Below are 20742 nucleotides of genomic sequence, written 5' to 3' on the forward strand. Positions count from 1 at the left end.
TGTCCAAGGATTTTTGATGTGCGTCATATCCAGCCCTCCGACGCGTGGCTATGGCCGCCGGAGGCCGAGGTATTGCAATGAATGAGTGGGCCAGCGCTAGGGAACGCACAGCAATTGGTCGCGGGGACCTATCGATGCCAGTGAGGCAAGCCCTTATCGACGAGGTAGTCAGGCCTGGCTTATCGGTGCTCGACTATGGATGCGGCCGCGGACAAGATACCGCACGACTTCGCAAGATGGGGGTGTCCGCAGACGGGTGGGATCCACACTTCGCCCCTGATACCCCGCTGAGTGAGCGGGATGTCGTGTTGCTGACATACGTATTGAACGTTATTGAAGACTCTGAGGAACGGCAGGAGGCCATTAGGAAGGCATGGCAACTTGCAACCAAAGTGATGGTGGTGTCGTGCCGCCTGACTTGGGAACTTAGTTCAGTTAGCGGAGATGAATTCGGCGACGGGATCGTTACTAGCCGTAACACTTTCCAGCGCTTCTTCACCCCAAGCGAGATCCGGAAAGTCGTCGAAGCGACAACCGGGCGACGTTGCGTCTCGCCAGTGCCGGGGGTTGTATATGCCTTTCGTCGTGATGAGGATCGCTTCGCGTACCTTGCTCGAGGCGCTATCAGCGAGTTCCGCTGGGCGGCCAGCGAGGACTATGCGTCCGCCGTTGCCGAAGTCATTTTGTTCGCCGAAAGACGCGGCCGCCCACCGCTTTTCGAGGAGATACCTAATCATCTGCTGCCTCAGCTAGGCAGGCTTTCTCGCCGTTCGCTGCTTGAGTTGATTAATAAGGGCGCTTCAGCCGATCGAGTCTCCGACGGCTTGCGACGGTCCACGCTCGACACACTGCTGTACCTGGGAACATCGATCTTTAATGGTCGCGCGTCGTTAACCGAGCTGCCGCTAGGCATTCAGGCCGATATAAAGCATTGCTTCAAGAGTTATCGGGAAGCATGTGCCCGTGCCGACCGCCTACTGGCGAAGATCCGGGATGACACTTACGTGCGCGGGGCGATGCAGAATTCGCCGGGCAAGATGACGGCGACTGCCTTCTACGTCCATCGAAGAGCTGCCTCGAAAATCGCTGTCGTCCTACGTCTTTATGAGCACTGCGGGTTCATCGCAGCTGGTCGTCCAGACGGATGGAACATTTTGAAGTTAGACCATCGCGGGCGACGCGTTTCGTGGTCTTCCTATCCCGAGTTCGACGCAGAGCCCCACCCCACGTTGGATTGGACCTACGGCGTCGACATGAGCTCGCTCGAGTCGAGCTTCCAAAATTTCGGCAACCGGGCCAATAGGCCGTTGCTGCATCGAAAAGAGGAGTTTCTTGATCCCGATGACCCCGTGGTCGCGAAGTACCGTCGCTTGACGGCTGCGGAAGTACGCGCAGGGCTGTACCAGAACCCAACCTTGATCGGGCTCGAAAATGGCTGGAACGCCGAACTTGAACGCTGTGGCGTGGCCCTGCGGGGCCACCGGGTGGTCAAGCGGAGATAGTCGTGCCATGGCCGTGTCTAACCATACGCTTTGCGCGCCCGGATACCTCAGCGATCATCCACGAACCGGAGCGGATTCAGGTGGTCGGGTAATCGGACACATCTTTTGTTAGGCCATCGAGACTTAATGATGCGAGAAGAGATCAATAGGCGGATGGCTCATTTCTCCGCCGACCCGGTCTTACAGCGTGCAGCGGCGAAGGAGGTGGAACGCCGCCTCAGACGAACCGGCCTAACACTGCCCCCGCGTACACGCTCGAGAATCGATAAGTGGCCAAGCGGCCGCGCCATTCCGGTCCTTCGACGCGACGTCGCTCCCATCGAGATGTTGATCGTTCGTGCTATCGCGCGTACGTGGGGTGCGGCTCAGTTCGGTTGCTCGCCTGATGGCTCAGTATTTACAGCAGATACTGACGGTTGGAGCGCGTTTAGCGGTCGCCGAAACGACGTCACGGGATTGTCTAGCGTGCTGGACGAGGCTGCAGAACTTGTGAATGATTGGAAACGAGACCGCCGCGGCGGACGCTTCTACGAAAGAGACTGCTGCTTTTTCGGTGCTGAAGACGGCATGATCTTTCTCGAGGTCAGGGTGCGTGACGATCTGGCAGATAGTTTCTTCGAACGCGTGATTCGTCGCCCACTCGATAAAGCTTGGCGAGGCTTCGGCAGCAAGAGGAACCGGTAAACCACTGACCGGCCAATTCGATCGGCGGACGCTATTCCTTCGTTCCAGTTGGCCGCGTGCGGTCGATAGGACTGGCCTTCGAGCCGCCATCGACGGCGGGCATCCCACATCGCTAATGTGAATCCGTGGCCGCTATCCATTCCACCTGAGTACCTCGAAGAGCGGCGACTCGAGGGTCATCATTGCCCAGCCCGTGCCCGGTCGGTTGCGTGCATCCAGAGCGCCACATCGATCCGCCGCAACAGGCTGACGTTGCGGGGCGCACCGGCACACACTTCGGCGATCGTCGTCGGCGGGCCCCATTGCTGAGCTGGTCGTGCATGGTCACCCAGAATCGGTTAGGGGGAGGTTTCAGAAGTTGTTCGACCTTCGAGTCGAGGATTGGTATTAGCCGCGGGCGCTTCGCTGCGAGCAGCTTTCCTGCCGTCACGTAACCAACACCGTCAAGTGACTTCAACGCGGCATGCAGTTCTGCAGCCGAACTTTGAGGCTCGACTTCCGATCGGGCTACCTGCCAAAGGTCAACGTCCTTGGGGATTTTCGTTAGCATCATGTTGAACCGATCGGCTTCGGTGACGATGAGTTGTGCTGCCGACTCGATCGGTACCGCTACCGAAAGTGCTTTAACGGCCAGGATATCCGTTGATTCAAACTGATCCGCGCTACTCGCACTGGCGAAGGGCTCGAACCAACATCCCGTGAACCTGCTACCGCGCTCACCGCCAAAAGAGCGTTTCAGATTCTTTTGGATTTCGGTCGCCTTGTCGGAAAACCAATCTCCAAGGTCAAATGCAAAGGCGTTCGACATAAATTCCTTTAGGAGTCGGTAGCTGAAAGTCCGCGAACCGCTAGGTGTCTTCAATCTTTGGCAGATGTTTCTCTGCCCAGACCACGAACGTCGCGATGTTGCCAAACCGCTCTCGTATTACACGGGTTTCGGCCTTCCGATCGTGAGTGATCAGGAAGTACTTGCCATGCCTTGTCGTCGCGCCGCAGCCGCAGTAGCAATTTCCGTTTGGGCGAACGTCAGGGATTGCGGGAATGTCCCCGCCATGCGTCTCCACCGTTGACCTCCTCAGGATTGGTCCGGATATCTTGAACTGCTGCTGCGGCGTGGAGCCACGGCGGCAGGCCTAGCTCGAGTCGCAAACGATTAACCCAGAAGCGCTACGGCCCAATACGTTCCGCTGTAAGGCCTTGTTTAGCGCATCGTTCAGCCGGGCTTCTATCGCCTGGGTTACGCGGCGGCCACCCAGCAAGTTGAGCGCTTCACGTTTGAGGTCGTAGCTTTCGATCCCACCCGTCTGCTCCGCCACGACGATCATCGCGTTGGCGATCTCGATGAGCGGGACATGATCTAACTGACGGCTGACACCTTCCGGGGGGCGGCGCACGAGGCGCCACTCTTCCGGCTCGACGCCGAGGGGCCAAAAAAAGCCCTCGCCCGTTGGTCGGCGGTAGTCGATTGGGACGATTCGTTCAATGGAGCGATGGCGATTCTCGTTGAGCCTGGTCAGATTGAATGCCGCGGCCACCAACTTGGTAAGCCGACGTGGATGGATCGGGGCCTCCACAGTCATTGCGCTAACGATCGCGTCGTATACCCGCGACTTCGCATAGGCGATCGGCAGGTCGTCGAGAACCGTTACGTCCCCGAGCCGTCCCGGCTTCCACTCGCGATAGGCCTGCACCATCGAATGACTCTGGGGCCTTGGGGGTTTCGGCGGCGGACTCGTCCGCAGTAGCGATGCGGCTTGACGCAGGGGAGGGGCTGACGACACGGGGGGCGGCATGGTCTCCGCCTTGAAATCCCCGGACAGCACACGCTGGCGCGCGGCGTCCACCGATGCCTTGAGTTGGGCCACGACGTGCTCACGCCGTCGGAGCCACTCGGGCAACCACACTCGTTCAACTGCAGGCCAGTGCATGAGGTCGCGCAGAACGTCCACGGGCAACGCGTCGCGATCGGCAACGGTGTGCCGGGCACGCCAGCCCTGGCCGTCGAGGAGAACCGCGACTAGTTGTCGGTCGGGTTCGGAGGGATCCGCGAGCGCAATGTCCACTCTAAAATCAGACAAGCCGAGATCGGTTGTCACGACCAGTCCTTCGTCCCGCAGAGCGGCGGCGATGTCGTCGCGGTGGCGATCGATCACGGGAGTGCGGCGACCGCTGTCGGCCGCGCCGTCGACGCCCCGCGCCGCCATCTCCAGGTATGCCTTGAGATGTTTGGTGCCGATCTGGCTGGTTTCCTCGGCGCGCAGTTCATCCGGCTCGAAGCTCGCGTACAGCACCACCTCTCGGCGAGCGCGGGTGATCGCCACGTTGAGCCGACGTTCCCCGCCAGGCTTGGACAGCGGCCCAAAGTTGAGCGGCACCACCCCTTTTTCGTTGGCGCTGAATGCCACCGAGAACAGGATGGTGTCGCGCTCGTCTCCCTGAACGTTTTCCAGGTTCTTGACGAACAGGCCGTCCGGCTCGTCGAGTGCGCGTACCACCCGCTCGTCTGCACTGTCGCGCAATAGGTTGTCGATCAGATCGCGTTGTTGGGCGTTGAAAGTGATGATGCCCAGGGATGGAACCGTATCGGGCGATTGCTCGAACCGCCGTGCGACGTCACCGACGATGGCGTCGGCCTCGACGCGGTTGGTCCGCAGCGTCTTGCCCTTGCCGGCCCGCTCAAAAGTCCCGTTCACCCGGATCAGCGATATACCTTGTCCGGCGGCATCCGACGCGCCGCTAGATCGTGGCGCAGGGAAGGAAGCCAGTCGTCGGTTGTAGTAGTGCTGGTTGCTGAAGGCGATCAACGCCTCGTCCTGGCTGCGGTAGTGCCAGGACAGCCACTGTTGCGGGACCTGGGCGTGTACACACTCGGTGAGAATCGACTCCTCGTCGAGAAAGAATTCCTGGCCATCGTCGCCCTCGTCATCGACGTTGGCGTTCGCTTCGGCGAAACTCGTCGGCGGCATCTGCTTGGTGTCGCCCACGACGACCACGGAGCGGCTACGACCCATCGCCCCGATGGCGTCGGCGACCCGGATCTGTGATGCCTCGTCGAAGACAACGATGTCGAACAGGTCCGCACGCGCCGGGAAGAACCGTGCCACCGAATCGGGGCTCATCATCGTGCAGGGCATGATTTGGGTGATCAGGTCGCCGTAGTGCTCGATCAATCCGCGCACGCTCATGCCGCCGCGCCGTCGGTCCAACTGGCGGCGCAACCCGCCGATCTGGCCACTCGCGGCGTTGGCGTCGAACCGCCTCTTCTGCAGCAGCGCCGCCGGGATCGCTCGCGGCAGCTCGCTGCGGATCGTACGCAAACTCTTCGTGTATCGCTCGATCGTCTTGTCGTGAGCCGCGGCGTTGAAGCTTCCCAGAGCGGTGGCGTCGCGGCGCTCAGCAACGGAGGCTACGGCGACCCCGCGCGCGAAGGCCAAGCTCGCATCGTCAGGATCGATCTCGCCGCTGAGGATTGCGGCGCGCACGGCGGACATCGCTGCGGGTTTGAGTGGTTCGACGAGATGCAACAGCGCGGCCCAGTGCTCGATTGAGGCCGTGTCGTCGAGGCGGCGCGCGACGCGCGTCGCCCACCAGCGGGCGATGAAGGCTTCCGGCTGCGCCCATTCGTTTTGCCGCTGGGGGTCGGTTGCGGTGGCTGTGGTCAGCGCGCTCCACGTCGTTGGGATGTTCGCGAGTTGGCTGGCGAAGGCGCCGACGGGCTGATTCGCGTAATACGACCGCAAATCGTCGACGTGTGGATCGTTAGGTTGCGCCGATAGCAGCGTTGCCGTCCACCGCAGCCACGCCAGCTCCTGCCTAACCTTTGCGGTGTGCTCGGGGACAAGGGGATTCCATGGTTCCTCGATGACGGTGGTCGGGATCCGCGCCACCCTCCCGCGCAGGTTTGCCACCGCGGCGTGCGACTCCGCGATGTCGGCGACGAGAGGCGTAAGCGTTTTGAGGTCAATGGTTTTCGGGTCGACAACCAGCACTTCGGAAAGTTGCTCCAGCACGGCGCGCCGACGTTTCTTGCGCCCGAAGAACTTTGATTCGTCCGCCGCCACGGCCGCAGCGTGAATCGCTGGGATGTCGAGGTTGACGGCGTCGACCGAGGCGACCGACCGCCACTCGGGTGTGCGCTGGTTCAGGCTGTGCAGATCGGCGTCGAGGGAGATCAGCTCCTGGGCCCAGGCGCGTTCGTGCAAGGTGTCGAGGGCGGCCAACGTGTGGCGTGGAGCACCGCAGAGCTTCACCCAGCTGTCGAAACCCGAGGGCAGACCGCATCGCCCCAAGCTGTCGATCGTGAGGCCACAGTCGACGGCGGCGGCCAATGCCGAGTCGAATTCGACGGCACATCGGTGAATTTCGGCGATGTTCGATTCCGGAGGAGGGGACACGATGAAGGCCCACGGGTGATCGGCGCTTGGTTGCGCCAGGTCGGCAACTTCGGGCAGCTTACGCATGAGCTGCTGGATGGCAGCGAGCGTCTCCGAAGGGCCGCTGGCGACAAGCTCTTTCGGCACTTCGATGGGAGCGACGTCCTGGTCGGCGGCGAGCTCGGCTGTGCGTGCTGAATATAGCGACATACCGGCGGCGTTTTCCTCATGCAGCCGCCGCGCGTAGCGGGCAAGGGCATTTCGACTGGATTCGGCCGCGTCGGTTTGCGTGCGCAGCGAGTCGGTGTCGGCGCCGACACTCAGGTCCAAGGCGGCCCGTATTTGCTCGCGAACCGCGGCGGGCCGCGAAGACTTGTCGTGCAGATCCAGCGAGAGCTCGCCCAAGCCGGCCGCTTCCAGCCGTTTCTTGACGACGTCGAGGGCGGCACGTTTCTCGGCGACGAACAGTACCCGCCTCCCGGCTGACATGGCGTGGGCGAGGAGATTGGTGATCGTTTGGGACTTGCCGGTGCCCGGCGGGCCTTCCAGCACGAAGGTCCGTCCCGCGGCCGCCTGGGCGATGGCCTCCAGCTGGGACGAGTCGGCGGACACAGGCATCTCGTCACCGAGTTTGTCGAGGTCCACGGCTGTGCTGCTGGCCACCGGATCAGTGAACGGTTTGTCGGGCGAATCGATCAGGTGCTTGACCAAGCTGTTGCCCGACAACGCTTTCCAAGAGTCGTCGAGATCCTTCCACAGCGGGAACTTCGCGAATTGCAGGATTGCCAGGTGCGCACTCTCTTCGACCCGGAAGTGCAGTCCCGTCCGCGTTATCGCGCGGCGAACGGCGTTGAAGGTGGCAGCCAGGTCGATTCCCGACGCGTCCTGCGCGGGTTTCTTGAGTTCGGGAATCTCCAGGCCGAAGGCGACGCGCAGCTTCTCGACCAAGCAGTAGTTCGGCGTGGAGACTCCCGTCTCATCGAGGGTGAGGGTGTAGCGCTCGCCGCGGTTGGCCGTACTGAGTGTGACCGGCACGAGAACCAAGGGCGATCGGAGTTCGCGATCGTCGAAGCCCCAACTCAGCATCCCGAACGTCAGGTATAGGTTGTTGGCCCCGGTTTCTTCGATGATGGTCTTCGCTTTGGCGGCCAAATACCGCAGCTTCGTCTTGTAGGCGGCGGCCGTGATGTCGATATAGGCGCTGTTCTTGTCGGCGAGCAGCAGCTCGCGCTCGCGTTCGGGAAGATCCCGCCCATAGCGGATTCCGCGAGCAACATCGATTTCTTTGACCGCATCAGACGCCAACAGCGTGATGCGTGCATTGTCGTTAACGGCGTCTTCGAAGCGGCCGAGGGCGGGTCCCGGTACTTCCACACGGTATCCGGCGCGATCGGTGTAGTTGATCAATTTGTTGCGCAGGCTCAAATCGAGCAGGGCGTTCTTCCACTTGGCGACGCGTGGCGGGACTGAGTCCGTCGGATGCGAGACGGCGGTGCTCGAGTCGGAGCGTTGATATGGGGCGATCACCAGGCCCGCCGCCGGGGTGTATTCGGTGACAACGACGCTGCCGTCGGGACTCAGCGTGCGGCTGGGCAGCGGGTAGATTTGGGAAAGCCGGGCTTGGCGGATGTCGGTCACGCCAAGGATGTTCGATAAGTCATCACCAAGGTGTTTTCTGCCGGCGTCGACCGCCTCCGGAAATGGTGACGAGTCGTTGCCCCCTGCCACCAGGGTCGTCTCGACAAGCCGTAGGTGGCCGAGGTCAACGAGGTTGACGACATCGATTACTTCGGTGGTGGAGATGGTCGGCAGCGCTGAGTCAACTCGCCAATAACCAAGCACGGCATGGCCTTTGAGCACCCACATAGTGGTGTTGACGCCTGCCTGTTCCAGCGCGGCGGCCATCGTGACGGCGGTGTCCAGGCACGTTCCCAGCCTGCCGTCGAGGACTTCTTGCGGAGTGCGGATCTTCTGACCGTCGAGTCCCCAACTTGCCGGAGGTTCCGCGTACCGAATGTCCCTCGCGCGCATGGCGTCGTAGACCGCTTGAGCTATGGCATCGACTCGTTCTGGATTCTCGCTCTGATAGCCGTCGATCGCGGAACGGCCGGTGGTCTCATTGAGACGATCGGACACGTCCGGCAGGAGCCTGCTGATCGCTGACGCGTTCGGCTGGACGTGGGCGGCCAACATCTCCAAGCCCAGCTGCAGCGGGGTGGCCTTCCACTGGTTGGCGGCGAGGATGTTGACCTCGTTGAATCCCTTCGCGATCACGTCCCCTGCGGCATCTTGCAGGACGGCCTCGATGCGACCGGGCCGCTGATCGTCCACCGTCAGCATGGACGCAGGGTCGAGCGCCAAGTCAACGTCGCGCAGGATCGTTGGCTTTCCGGCCGCGAGGTCGACGTGCAGTTCGCGCGGGCCGCCATGCGAACCCGCGGCGCTGACCACGTCCACCCGAAGGACCGCCCCGCGCAGGTCCTCGGTGACTCCGTCGATCGTCACCTGGTCGACCACGGGAATCCGGCAATGCGCCATCGGATAACTCAGGTCGGAGATGGCCTTGATATCAAGCCGGACCGTGCCTGTGTTGGCAGCTGGCAGCGTCATCGTTTGCTGCGCCGGTGCGGGGACAAAACGCGCGGTCGGAACTGTCTGATCGTCAGGCCGCTGTGGAGGCGTAGCGCCAGGTAATAGCCTGACGCTCGATTTCAGCCGGGCGGCTTCGACCGCGGCTTCCGGGGCATTGGTTGCCCGCAAGAGCAGTTCAATGGAATCGATAGCTCTGAAAGCCTCGGCTGCGGTGAATATCTCGTTGTGTGCCCACCGGTTGCGGACGTCGCGCAATTCGCTGGCATAGCTTTGCCCGAGTCGGGACAGTTGCCGGTTAAACGGGAAGCCGTATTCACCTAGCCGTTCGGTCATGACCCGCAGCATCAGCGACAAGTCCCGGGACTTGTACATGCCTATTTGCCGTCCTGCGATGGCGTCCTTGCGGCGCAGCACCTCGGTCCACGACACGCTGGACGGTAGCGCCTTGGCGCACACCTCTTCGACGAACGGGCCGATGCCATCGATCAATATCGACAGCGCCTCACCCACGACGGAGTGGTAATTTTTCTCGCTCACGAGCGGTCTCCAAGCTGATTTCCAGCGAATACTGCGGCCTTGCGCGGACGTGCCGCGAGCCTAAGTGGACCCACCGACAGCTCGCGTTGGTCATAAAACCACGACAAGCTAACTTTCCGCAGGCGTTCGTGAGCAGCGCCTGCCTCTTGGACCAAACCGCTGTGGCGTGTCGCCTCGCGCTTTTACCCTCTTCTCCGTGGAAGCACAAAGCCTAGGAAGCGACACGCTGAAGAACTACGTGCTGGCACTCGCTGACGCCGACGAATCGTTGAGTGAGTCCGCACGATTGGCAACGCTGGCCGCACTCGAGGACCCCGAGGCGCTCTCCGAAGCGCTGGGAGGTACGGCGTCCGCGCACGTCACGGATTCGCTCACCGCCGCCGACGAGCCCGAGCACCCCGTCGGCGCCTACCTCGGATCCATCACCGTGGCCGGCTTCCGCGGCATCGGTCCCAAGGTCACCGTCCCGCTCCAGCCGGGGCCGGGCCTGACGGTGATCGCCGGACGCAACGGGTCGGGCAAGTCGACTCTGGCCGAGGCGCTGGAACTTGCACTTACCGGTGTCAACTCTCGATGGAAAGACAAGCCAGTCGTGTGGTCGCAGGCCTGGCGCAACCTACACGCCGGTGAACCGGCCCAGATCCGCATTGGCCTCACTGAAGAAGGCTCGGGTACAACGACAATCGGCGTGGACTGGCCGGCGGGTAACGACGTGCCCGTAGAAGACACCCAGCGCTGGGTGCAGCGGAAAGGCCATAAGCGTGAACCCGTCGGCGTGTTGGGGTGGGACGCGGCGCTGACGATGTATCGGCCGCTGCTCAGCTACGACGAACTCAGCGGCATCCTCGAAGGCAAGCCCAGCGAGTTTTACGACCAGCTCTACCGGCTGCTGGGGCTCCAGCAGCTCTCAAACGCCATCAACGTCCTCGACGCCGAGGTCAAGAGGCTTCGCCAACCCGCCGCCGACCTCAAGAAGGCCGCCGACGCGCTCAAGCCCGTGCTGGCGTCCTATGACGATCAGCGCGCCGCGACCGCGCTGGCGCAGGTCAAGAAGACCAAGCCCGACCTGGACGTGGTCCGCCCGTTGATCACCGGCGCCGCTCCGGATGTCCCTCCAGCGTGGCAACACGCTCGCCAGCTGACGGCGCCCAACGCCGAGGACGCCGAATTCAAGTGCACCGCCCTGCGATCGGCGGCGCAGGCCGCACAGCAAGAGGTCCGGCGCGTCGATGCGTTGGCGGTCGACCGCGCACAGCTGCTGGAATCCGGCCTGGTGTTTCAAGACCGGCACGGCGATCAGCGCTGCCCGGTCTGCGGCCAGGGCACCCTCGACCACGGGTGGGCGCTGGCCGCGCGGGCGGCCCTCGAGCGCGACCAAAGCGCCCTGCGTGACCTCACCGCCGCTCGCGCCGAGGCCGAACAGGCCCGATCCGCCGTCGTGGCCATGGTGCGAGCCGTGGCGCGTCCACCGCTGGCCGACGCCGACCTCGGCGCGCTGGCGGCGGCGCGGGCTGCACACGACCGCTTCGCCGAGCTGCCGATCGGCGACGATCTTGCCCTGGCCGATCACGTCGAGGCGACGTTGCCGCCGCTGCGAGCCGCCTACGCCGCACTGGCTCAGGAAGCCTCGGCCCTACTGCAAGCGCGCGAGGACGCGTGGAGCCCCGTGGCTTCGGAGCTGGCCGCGTGGCTGCACAAGGCGGACGCCGCCGCCGCGGTAGCCGGACAGCTCGCCGTTGCGGCCGAAGCCTCGAAGTGGTTGCAGGCCAACGCTAGTCAGCTCCGCAACGAACGGATCGCACCGCTGGCCGAGAAGTCTCGCGAGATCTGGGCGGCGCTGCGCCAGGAGAGCAACGTCGACCTGGGCGGCATCCGCCTGGAGGGGCAGAAGACCACCCGACGCGTCGTGCTGCAGGCGGCGGTCGACGGATCGCAGACCGAGGCCTTCGGCGTGATGAGCCAGGGTGAGCTGCAGGCGCTGGCCCTGGCGATCTTCATTCCGCGTGCGACCTCACCGGAGAGCCCGTTCCGGTTCCTGGTGTTCGACGACCCGATCCAGGCCATGGATCCCTCGAAGATCGACGGGTTCCTGGAGGTGCTCACCGCGTTGGCCACTGAGCGTCAGGTGATCGTGTTGACCCATGACAACAGGCTGCCCGCCGCCATCCGCGGCTCTCGCGTGCCCGCACGCATCGTCGAAGTGACCCGTGCGGCGAACTCAGCGATCAGCATCGTGGAGTCCACGCGGCCGGCGACGCGGATCCTTGACGACGCGTTCGCGATCGCTGCCGACGAGGCGGTACCCGAAGACATCAAGCGATCGGCGATCCCAGCGCTGTGCCGAGAGGCTTTGGAGGCGACCGCGTGGGACGTGTATTCGTCGAAAGCTCTAGCTGACGGGCGACCTCGTGATGAAGTAGAGGCGGCTTGGGAAAATGCCACCAAGACGGCCAAGCGGCTGGCGCTGGCGTTGTCGGGTGACGCCGGCGATGACCTTGCCGTGGATAAGTGGAAGGCGGGCGGTTCCGCGCGCCGCAATACGCTTTCCGTCGTCAACAAGGGTGTCCATCAAGGCGTTTCGGACTACAAAGCGGCGGTCAACGACGCCCGGCTAGCGGTCGGCGACTTAGCTCGAGCAGCCGCATGATCGGACGTGCCGCGCTGCTCACCTACGCCGACGAGGTGCTCGACGGCACGATCGCCATGGGCCCGCGCGCCGCGCGGACCGCGGCGCTGTTGGCGCGCCTCGCGCTCGAGGACTGGCTCAACGAGGCCAGTGCCTCATGGTCGTCAACTGCCGGCGACAATCCGCCGACGGCCAACTCGAAACTCGTTGTGCTAAGCCGAAAGCGAGGGCCAGAGGTAGGGGAGCGGGCCAGGCGCGTATGGCACGCTCTGAGCCGCGCGGTGCATCACCATGCTTATGAGTTGCAGCCATCCGCGGCGGAGGTGCGTCATCTGGTCGTGCAGGTACGAGAGTTAGCCCGGTCCTCGCCCGCTCCCGCCTGATATGAACAGCCCAAGGATGCCAGCGCATCGTTTTAGATGCCGAACCAGCAGCAATGGAGGTAGGCGATGGCCGCGCGATTGAGCAAGGACGATCGCCTGCAGCGTCTAGTGGGCAAGACACGTCAACGTGTCACCGACGCTATGACAGCCACTGGACTGGCGTCGAGAGTGACGGCGGCAGCCGAGAGCTCCACGCGTACAACGGTTTGCTCGATAAGGCCATTCAGCAAGCATCGAAGTTGGCTGGCGGCGCCGTCGACAAGTTGCGTGCCCAGTACCCCGACGCATCCGACGAAGTGCTGATCAAAAAGCTCGAGGCTCTGTTCTCCACGACCGTAACCACCACGGGGGCTGCAACAGGTGGTGTCGCGGCTGTACCTGGGGCGGGCACTGTCGCTGCGCTTGCCAGCGGAGTCGGCGACGGTGGCTTTTTCCTTACTGCGAGCGCCGCGCACGTTTTGGCCGTAGCGAGTGTTCATGGCATACGCGTGGAGGATTACGAGCGGCAACGCGCTCTGCTCTTGATGGTCTTAGCGGGCGGCGGGATGGCAGGCGGCATGTCTAAAGCTGCGGGGAGAACCGGATCTCACTTGGGCGCTCGTGGGGTGCAGGCGGTTCCAATGGAGACGATTCGTCGTATCAACAGGTTACTTGGTGCGCACTTCATCACGAAGTACGGAACGAAGCGGGGAATCATTGTCCTTGGCCGAGCGGCACCCTTCGGCATTGGAGTCGCTATTGGTGGCGGCGGGAACTTCCTGATGGCAAGAGGCGTCATCAAAGCAACACGGAAGGCATTTGAGAGCGCGCTTGCGTACTAGCTACTTACCTGGAGATGCTGTAGCAAGACGGCGGCTTCGAGAGGCGCATTGGCTTCTCGCCAGCCGCAACGTGTCCGATGGTTTTATTGCTCTGTGGGGCATGAACCCTCTCGACCCCACTGTCGAGAACGTATCGGGTTAAGTGCCGCTCGCTCCTCAGCGAAGATTGCCAGGCACCGCTTGGAGGACGGTCACCTTCCCGACGTCACTTCCGGCCTTGAGCGACTCCTCACAACGCGATCTACAAATGACTCGCGGCGAAATCCGCGCCCTGGTTCACCATGCCGTTCGCCGGATAGAGGGTGTGCGCGACGCCGGGCGGTCCCGGAGGGGCGCCATCGCAGATGTTGTCGTCGGGGGCGCACAACTGAAGGGTCTTGGGCGCGTACAGAGGACCGATCGTGATGGGCGGCGCGCCCGCATCGCGCAGGAACTCGTTGGACGGCGTTCCGAACAGCACCACCGCGGCGACGTGTCGGGCCACCTCCGGCGGCAGCGGCTGCGGCACGGAGGAGGCGAACTCCGCGGGGACCTCCTTGGGTACGGAGGCCGACGTGACGAAGCCGGACACGACGGCGCCCTGGGAGTAGCCGCCGAGCACAATTCTGGTGTTGGGGCAGTTGGCCGCCGTGGACTCCAGATGAGCGCCGGCGTCCCTGATCCCTTCGACGACCGTGGCCGCGAAAGCGATGCCGCCATTGAAATCGGCGCTGGCCGCGTAGTTGACCGGATACACCCCGACCGACCTGCCGCCGACGCGCGAGCCCAGCGCATCGACGAAAGCCTGCCCGATCCCGCCAACTCCGGGTGGCTCGCCGGTGCCGCGGGCGAACACCACCTCCACGTCGGGACACGGGGCGGCGGACACGATGGGCACGGGTGCGCTGACCATGCACGCCCAGGCCGTTGCCACGGCGGTCCCCAGTAGACGGGTGAATCGTATTGCGCTCATCGCTGGCGGATGCCCGCTGGCTTCTAGCTGAAACGGGCGTACCCGATGTCCCCGACGAACCCACCGCGAAGGCCATCACGCCGTTGTCGGCCGATTTCGTCGACCGCGACGCGGGTTACGCGCCGGACGGAACTATGGTCAAGGAGCCTTTGTGACCGTGGAGTGGACCTTTACCCTCCCCGTCAACACCGACCGGCAGAGAATGGAGTCGTCGATGACGCGGATGCCCCTGGTCGGCACCGATCGGCAGCCCGAGCGCATCAAACAGCCCATCGCCCGCCCCGACACTATCAACGTGGTTCGACTACTCGCCAGCGCCCCCAACATCTTTGACGGATGGGCACAAATGGTGGGCGAACTGTTCAGAAGCCCGACCTTCACCCCGCGGATGCGTGAAGTGATCATTCTGCGGGTGGGGCACCTGCAGGACTCGCCGTACGAACTCGCCCAACACGCGATCTTCGGCCGCACCGCGGGACTCGCCGACCAACAGATCGACGCACTGCTCGACAAGGGGGACCTCGAAGCGGCCGGATTCAGCGGTGACGAACGCACCGTCATCGACACCGTCACCGAGTTGTGTACCACCCGCCGCCTGAGCGACGACACCTTTTCCATCGCCCACGCCCTGCTCGGCGACGAGGCGCTCACCGAACTGCTGATGATCGTCAGCTGCTACTACGGCCTGGCTTTGGTGCTCAACGCCGCCGACCTCGACATCGACACCCCGACTTTCTCCAGTCCCGAGGAAGCCCTGCCTGAATGACCCGCATCCCGTACCGCCGTCCCGAGGACATGACCGAACAAGCCCGCGAATTGACCGCGCGCCGCGGCAATCTCAACGTCTACCGGGCGCTGGCCAACGCCGACAAGGTCTTCACCGGCTGGATGCTCGCCGGCGACGCCGCCCTGAACAGCCCGGTGCTACCGCGACGGCTTCGAGAACTCATCGTCCTGCGCACCGCCTCCCTCATGGACTGCGCCTACGAGCTCGGTCAGCACCGGGACGTCGCTTTGACCGCCGGCCTCGACACCGCAGCCATCGAGGCGGTGGTCTCCGAATCGGACTGGCAAACATACGGTTTCGATTCGACGGAGCTCGCAGTACTGCACCTGGTGACTGAGTTGGTTACCACCCGAGGCGTGCAGGCCCCGCTATTCGAGCAGGTGCACACCGCGCTGGGTTCGGAAGCCGCAGTCGAGGCGCTGATGGTGGTCAACCGGTACGCGGGCCTGGCGCTGATGCTCAACGCGCTCGAGGTCGACCTCGACGACACCGCGCGGCTGCCGATGCCGCCGACGGGCTGACGCGTTCCGCCGAACAACCCGGCCGCGCCGCGCAACCTCCCGTAGCCTTCTGACCGTGGTCTTGCGGAAATACCTCCGCCCGCCTGTCAGTCGACGATTCGCTGCAAGCGGGGGACACGGTGCTCGCCGAGGAGGGCGTGCGTGCACTCAAAGTGGAACGCCTCTGCCCCGAGGCAGGCGTCACTTGTGGCAGCTTCTACTGGCACTTCCAAGACATCAAGCATTACCGCTGCGCGCTCGTCGACTCCTGGAAGGAGTTCCTGGAGCGTTACCGCCGGTCGCTGGCCGAGGTGCGAGGCCTCCCGCCGCGAGAACGCCTGTCCGCCATGATGATCACGTTGGTCAGCCCCCAACACTGAATACTCGAACGCGCGATGCGCGAGTGGGCGCGCTTCACCGCCGCCGCCGCCAATGTCCGGTCCGCCGACCGGCGCTTCTGCGCACCGTCGCAAAGGCCCACAGCGACTACGGATTCGGCACCGACGACGCCAAGCTGCGCGCAGAACTCACCTTCGACGCGGGCATCGGGTTGCTGCACCTCACCACCTCGGCCGAGGAGGCGCAGACGGCGGCCCAGCGTGAACGCTTCCTGGACCTGATACTGCTCGATCCGAAGTAGGTGCACGCCCGCGCCCGCCGGCTAAAGCCTTGTCGGGTCAGTCGCCGTCTGAACGAAACCCCGCCGGGATACGTCTGCATGAGTGGACACCAAGAGTCCGGCGATAGGAGAATCGGTGACGGCGCAACGCACCCCACACGATCCACCCGCAGTCCTCGTTCGCCCCCTCGGCGCGTCTGAGCGGGTATTTTACCGCTTCTCAGAACGCAATCCGGCGCATCACGTCGCGGTCGCGGAGTTCGCCGAGCCGCTGCCCGTCGACGGGTTGAGGTCAGCGCTGGGCGCCGTCCAACGACGGCACCCGTTGCTGTCCGTGCACGTCGAGGACCGCCCGGACACCCGGCTGGGCTTCTATCGCGAACCGACCGTCGCACCCATTCCGTTGACCACCCGCCGCAGCGCGGACCCGTCGTGGGAAGCCGCCGCGGCCGACGAGCTGACCCGCCCGTTCGACCGATCGCAGGCGCCGTTGATGCGGGCGTTGTTGCTGCAGGCACAACCGCGCAGCACGCTGCTACTGACCTTCGATCACACGCTCGCGGACGGGATTTCGACCATGTTCGTCCTGCGCGACGTGCTGCGCGCGCTCAACGGCCAGACGCTGTCCGAACTGGCGCTGCGGCTTCCGCAGGAGCGCCTCATCGATGACGCGCTCGGGGACGTCGAGGCCTACGATCCCGCCGCGCAGCCGCAGGATCCAAGGATGCTGAGGGCCAACGTGTTTCGGCACTTCGACGGCGCACCGACCAATGTGCGCACCATGGCGCTGTCGGCCTGGGACACCGCGCGGTTGGTGGGGCGCTGCCGCACGGAACGGACCACCGTGCACGCGGCGCTGGTGGCCGCGATGTCCCGGGTGCGGGCCGTCGAGTGCGGGGAAGACTTTGTGCGCACGCTCAACCCGATCAATTGCCGAGCGCTGATGGGCGTCGGGGACGATTGCGGCATGTTCATTCAGTCGGTGACGACCGGAATCGCGCCGCTGAGCGGAACACCGTTCTGGGAGCAGGCGCGCGAGACGACCGCCCAGCTGGATCTGGCCCGGGCGCCCCGCGGCATCCGCACGCTGGCGATGGCCGGCGAGCAGCTGATGACGGTCGACGCGGACACCGACCGGGCCGAGGAACTGTTCGGCCGGCTGTGCCCGTGGGAATTGCTCATCACCAACCTGGGCGTCCAGCACTTCGACGGCATCGGCCCGCTGCGGCCCACGGCGGTGTGGGCGCCGGTGGTGCAGAGCCAGACCGTCGGCGAGTACGTCACCGGCGTGACCACCTACGAAGGTCAACTGCGGATGGCGACGTGCGGCTACAGCGTGCCCTCGACCTTCCTCAAGAGCGTCGCGGAGACCCTGCTGGCCGCGGTCGAACAACCCTGACGATTGCTACCATCGCGCCGTGAGCCGGCCGCGATCGTTCGCGCGGCGCGACCTGTTGAGACTCGCCGGGTCCGCGCCGGTGATCTTGGGCGCCGGCGCGCTGCTGCCCACCCCGCGGGCGGCGGCCGGGGTGGCCGGATCGGCGGTGTTCCTCGACCCGGGCCACAACGCGGTCAACGACGCCTCCATCAACCAGCAGGTCACCAACGGCCGCGGCGGCACCAAGCCGTGCAACACCTCGGGCACCGCCGCCGCCGACGGCTACCCCGAGCACGCGTTCACCTGGGCCGTAGTGGCGCTCATCAACGACGCGCTCACCCAGATGGGCGTGCGAACCCAGCTGTCGCGCGACAGCGACGGCGGCGTCGGACCCTGCATCGACCAGCGCGCCGCGGCGGCCAACGCCATGCGCCCCGACGCGATCGTCAGCGTGCACGCCGACGGCGGACCGCCGTCGGGCAGCGGCTTCCACGTCAACTACTCCGCGCCGCCGCTCAACGACGTCCAGGCCGGCCCCTCCGTTGCGCTCGCGCACGCGATGCGGGACGCGCTGGCGCAGGCCGGGTTCGCCCCGGCAACCTATATCGGCTCGGACGGCCTTTACGGCCGCGACGACCTCGCGGGACTGAATCTCGCCCAGTATCCGGCGGTCCTGGTCGAACTCGGCAACATGAAAAACGCGGGCGAGGCGGCGCTGATGGAAAGCCCGGACGGGCGCGCGCGCTACGCCGCGGCGGTGACGCAGGGGATCGTCGCCTTTCTCAACGGCAGGGCCGGATAACGAGGGCCGCAACGTCGGGCCCCGGCTGTCGGCAGCTAACGGCAAACGGGGACTGAGTGCGCCTTTGAGCAGCCCGCATACTACCCCCGCGGCTCCATTGGCTAATGGGCACCGACGCCTCGCCGGGAGCATCGTGGCCGCGGGCTAAATTGCGCGACGGTGCGGGCCCCCACTATATGTAGCAGTACCGATAAGCGCTTCTCGGAGAAAAACCGTGAGCCGTGCCAGCACCGACTAAGTTTGATTTGTTGCGGTGGGAAGTCACGACTTATCGGGCGGCCAGTGGCACGGTCAATATCGCGGCACGGGCGCCCAGACGGAAAGTGGATGGCAACTGATGAGGGGGATTGGTGAAGCGGTCCGGCCCTACAGTCAGGGACTCGCATGACGCATAGCGGCGGCTACCAAGACCCCTTCGGCGGCGACCCCTTCGGTGGGAGCGGCCCCCAAAGCCCCACCTTCGGCCAGTCGGGAAGCATGCCCACGGCGTCCACCGGCTTCCCGTCCCAGCCGAAACAAGAGGTCAACACGCTGGCCACGCTGTCGGCCGTTTTCGCGTTTCTGTTCGCCCCGGCCGGCGCGGCGCTGGGCCACGTGGCGCTGTCACAGATTCGGCAACGCCAACAGAGGGGCCGCGACCGCGCGATCTTCGGGCTGACGGCCTCCTACCTGATCATCGCGCTGGCCGTCGTCGGGTTGGTGGTGTGGCTGGTGACCGGTGACCACTCCGGGCCGAGCAACGCCTCGCGCACGCCGTCGGCCACCAGCTACGCCGCCCCGCCCCCGCCGCGGACCACGGTGATCACCCAGCCGCCGGCGCAGCGGCCGACGGTGTCGGTCAGCAACCTGCGGGTGGGCGACTGCATTGAGGTGCAGCAGAACAAGCCCGACCCCTCGGAGAACGCGGACTTCATCACCATCTATCCCGTCGCCTGCGAAGTGCGCGAGGGCGTGCTGCAGGTCACGCAGTTGCTGTCGACCGAGAGCTGCAAGACACCCACCACGCTGTGGAACCACGACAAGACGGTCTTCGCGTGCATCGTCGACTTCAAGGGTTGAGCTGATGTATCCCGGTGACGATCCCTTCGCTCCGCAGGGCGGCGACCCCTTCGGCGGACCACCTCCCACCGTGTCCTACGGTGGCGGGCCCACCGGCCCAATCGGATACACGACACCGCCCGGTGTGCCCTTCGGTGGGACGCCGCCACGCGCCGACTACAACACGCTCGCGGTACTCTCGCCGGTCTTCGGCGTGATCGTGCCGCCCGCCGGCGCCATCATGGGCCACCTGGCGTTGCCGCGCATCAGGCGCACCGGCGAGCGGGGACGTCCGGCCGCGATCGCCGGCATCGTCATTGGTTACGCGATGTGTGCGCTGCTGATCATCGGCGGCATCTACTGGGGCACCCGCCCGAGCGCCTCGTCGACGACGGCCGCGACCAGCTCGAGCGCCCCCGTGCCGATCGCCCCGTCGACCGTCACGTCGGTGGCGCCGCAGACCACCCCCGACCGGCCCAAGCTCGACCTGGCGACCGTGCCGCTGGGAACCTGCGTCGAAATCCAATTGCGCAACAGCTCCGGTAACGACGCGCTGGACCTCTACCAAGTCGACTGTGAACACCGCGAAGGCGTCTACACCGTGACGACGCGGGTCAAGGCCAGCAACCAATGCCGATCGACCTACGTGGCCGCGCCCCCCGACCATTCCTTCGCGCTGTGCCTGAACCCGTTCTGAGGCACCGTCCATGAGCTCACCAAACCCCTTCGACTTCAGCGACTTTGGGCCCAGCAAGCAGGGGCCGGGTGCGCCGCGGCCGCCGGCCCAGGGCCAACCCGGGGGCGGCTTCTCGGCCGGTTTCGATCCGTGGGCCAACCAACGGCCCCCCGCTACAGGCCCGCAACCCACGGGACCGTTCGCCGCCGCTGACCCGACGGCGTTCGACCCGACGGCCGGGCGCGACACGTTCGGCCAGCTGACGCCCGGCCCGGCGGCACTGGGCGCGCTCACCACCACCCGCCCGCCGCTGGTGTGGTTCGCGGTGGCGCTGGCGCTCGCCCTGGCCGGCGCGGCGCTGGCCGGCCTGAGCGCGTTGAGCGGCCCGACGATCGCGGCGGCCGCGGCGGGCTGGCTGTTGGCGGGGCCGCTCGCCATCGGCGCGCTGGCCGTGTTCAGCCGGGTCGACACC

At 65.0% G+C, this 20742-nt stretch carries 14 protein-coding genes and 2 pseudogenes; 13 read left to right on the plus strand and 3 right to left on the minus strand.

Features of this window, described 5'->3' with window-relative positions; genetic code table 11:
* The first annotated feature begins 77 nt into the window (after window positions 1-77).
* Both A5700_RS24995 and A5700_RS25905 read left to right on the plus strand, forming a co-directional pair.
* Window positions 78-1502 carry a DNA phosphorothioation-associated putative methyltransferase gene (locus tag A5700_RS24995; RefSeq protein WP_197502747.1) on the plus strand — a complete coding sequence of 475 codons (1425 nt, stop codon included), beginning with the start codon at window positions 78-80 and terminating at the stop codon, window positions 1500-1502.
* 465 nt (window positions 1503-1967) lie between these two features.
* Window positions 1968-2186: a hypothetical protein gene (locus A5700_RS25905; protein ID WP_156671061.1), complete on the plus strand. Its 219-nt coding sequence runs from the start codon at window positions 1968-1970 to the stop codon at window positions 2184-2186.
* A 112-nt stretch (window positions 2187-2298) separates the two neighbouring features.
* On the opposite strand, the gene A5700_RS25910 is transcribed toward A5700_RS25905, so the two are convergent.
* Both A5700_RS25910 and A5700_RS03385 read right to left on the minus strand, forming a co-directional pair.
* Complete coding sequence (locus A5700_RS25910; RefSeq protein ID WP_156671062.1) at window positions 2299-2994, minus strand: DUF6308 family protein; 696 nt, start codon at window positions 2992-2994, stop codon at window positions 2299-2301.
* Between the two features lie 325 nt (window positions 2995-3319).
* The gene (locus A5700_RS03385; protein WP_068066808.1) at window positions 3320-9688 is read right to left on the minus strand and encodes a DUF4011 domain-containing protein; all 6369 of its coding nucleotides are present in this window, start codon (window positions 9686-9688) and stop codon (window positions 3320-3322) included.
* A 196-nt stretch (window positions 9689-9884) separates the two neighbouring features.
* On the opposite strand from A5700_RS03385, the gene A5700_RS03390 reads away from it, so the two are divergent.
* From A5700_RS03390 to A5700_RS25000, 3 genes are all read left to right on the plus strand, one after another.
* A complete protein-coding gene (locus A5700_RS03390) occupies window positions 9885-12335 on the plus strand; it encodes an ATP-binding protein (RefSeq protein ID WP_068066810.1) in 2451 nt (816 codons plus the stop codon).
* Window positions 12332-12697: a hypothetical protein gene (locus A5700_RS03395; RefSeq protein WP_068066814.1), complete on the plus strand. Its 366-nt coding sequence runs from the start codon at window positions 12332-12334 to the stop codon at window positions 12695-12697. Before A5700_RS03390 ends, A5700_RS03395 begins: the two co-directional genes overlap by 4 nt.
* A 206-nt stretch (window positions 12698-12903) precedes the next feature.
* Window positions 12904-13518, plus strand: a complete 615-nt coding sequence (locus A5700_RS25000; RefSeq protein ID WP_082960366.1) for a hypothetical protein — start codon at window positions 12904-12906, stop codon at window positions 13516-13518.
* Window positions 13519-13759: 241 nt separating this feature from the next.
* On the opposite strand, the gene A5700_RS03400 is transcribed toward A5700_RS25000, so the two are convergent.
* A complete protein-coding gene (locus tag A5700_RS03400; protein ID WP_068066816.1) occupies window positions 13760-14470 on the minus strand; it encodes a cutinase family protein in 711 nt (236 codons plus the stop codon).
* 214 nt (window positions 14471-14684) lie between these two features.
* Here A5700_RS03400 and A5700_RS03405 point away from each other — a divergent pair, with 214 nt between their 5' ends.
* From A5700_RS03405 to A5700_RS03440, 8 genes and pseudogenes are all read left to right on the plus strand, one after another.
* Window positions 14685-15236, plus strand: coding sequence for a carboxymuconolactone decarboxylase family protein (locus A5700_RS03405; RefSeq protein ID WP_068066843.1), 552 nt, complete (start codon window positions 14685-14687; stop codon window positions 15234-15236).
* Window positions 15233-15778 carry a carboxymuconolactone decarboxylase family protein gene (locus A5700_RS03410; RefSeq protein WP_068066821.1) on the plus strand — a complete coding sequence of 182 codons (546 nt, stop codon included), beginning with the start codon at window positions 15233-15235 and terminating at the stop codon, window positions 15776-15778. Before A5700_RS03405 ends, A5700_RS03410 begins: the two co-directional genes overlap by 4 nt.
* Before the next feature lie 83 nt (window positions 15779-15861).
* Window positions 15862-16397: pseudogene (locus A5700_RS03415) on the plus strand (TetR/AcrR family transcriptional regulator).
* Window positions 16398-16512: 115 nt separating this feature from the next.
* Window positions 16513-17775: a condensation domain-containing protein gene (locus tag A5700_RS03420; RefSeq protein ID WP_068066824.1), complete on the plus strand. Its 1263-nt coding sequence runs from the start codon at window positions 16513-16515 to the stop codon at window positions 17773-17775.
* A 19-nt stretch (window positions 17776-17794) separates the two neighbouring features.
* The gene (locus A5700_RS03425) at window positions 17795-18556 is read left to right on the plus strand and encodes an Rv3717 family N-acetylmuramoyl-L-alanine amidase (protein ID WP_068066827.1); all 762 of its coding nucleotides are present in this window, start codon (window positions 17795-17797) and stop codon (window positions 18554-18556) included.
* Window positions 18557-18940: 384 nt separating this feature from the next.
* Window positions 18941-19615 carry a DUF4190 domain-containing protein gene (locus A5700_RS03430; protein ID WP_082960367.1) on the plus strand — a complete coding sequence of 225 codons (675 nt, stop codon included), beginning with the start codon at window positions 18941-18943 and terminating at the stop codon, window positions 19613-19615.
* Between the two features lie 4 nt (window positions 19616-19619).
* Window positions 19620-20291, plus strand: a complete 672-nt coding sequence (locus tag A5700_RS03435; RefSeq protein WP_068066832.1) for a DUF4190 domain-containing protein — start codon at window positions 19620-19622, stop codon at window positions 20289-20291.
* A 10-nt stretch (window positions 20292-20301) separates the two neighbouring features.
* Window positions 20302-20742: pseudogene (locus tag A5700_RS03440) on the plus strand (hypothetical protein); the annotation flags it as partial.

The organism is Mycobacterium sp. E1214, from assembly GCF_001666755.1.
In the GTDB taxonomy this organism is placed as follows: domain Bacteria; phylum Actinomycetota; class Actinomycetes; order Mycobacteriales; family Mycobacteriaceae; genus Mycobacterium.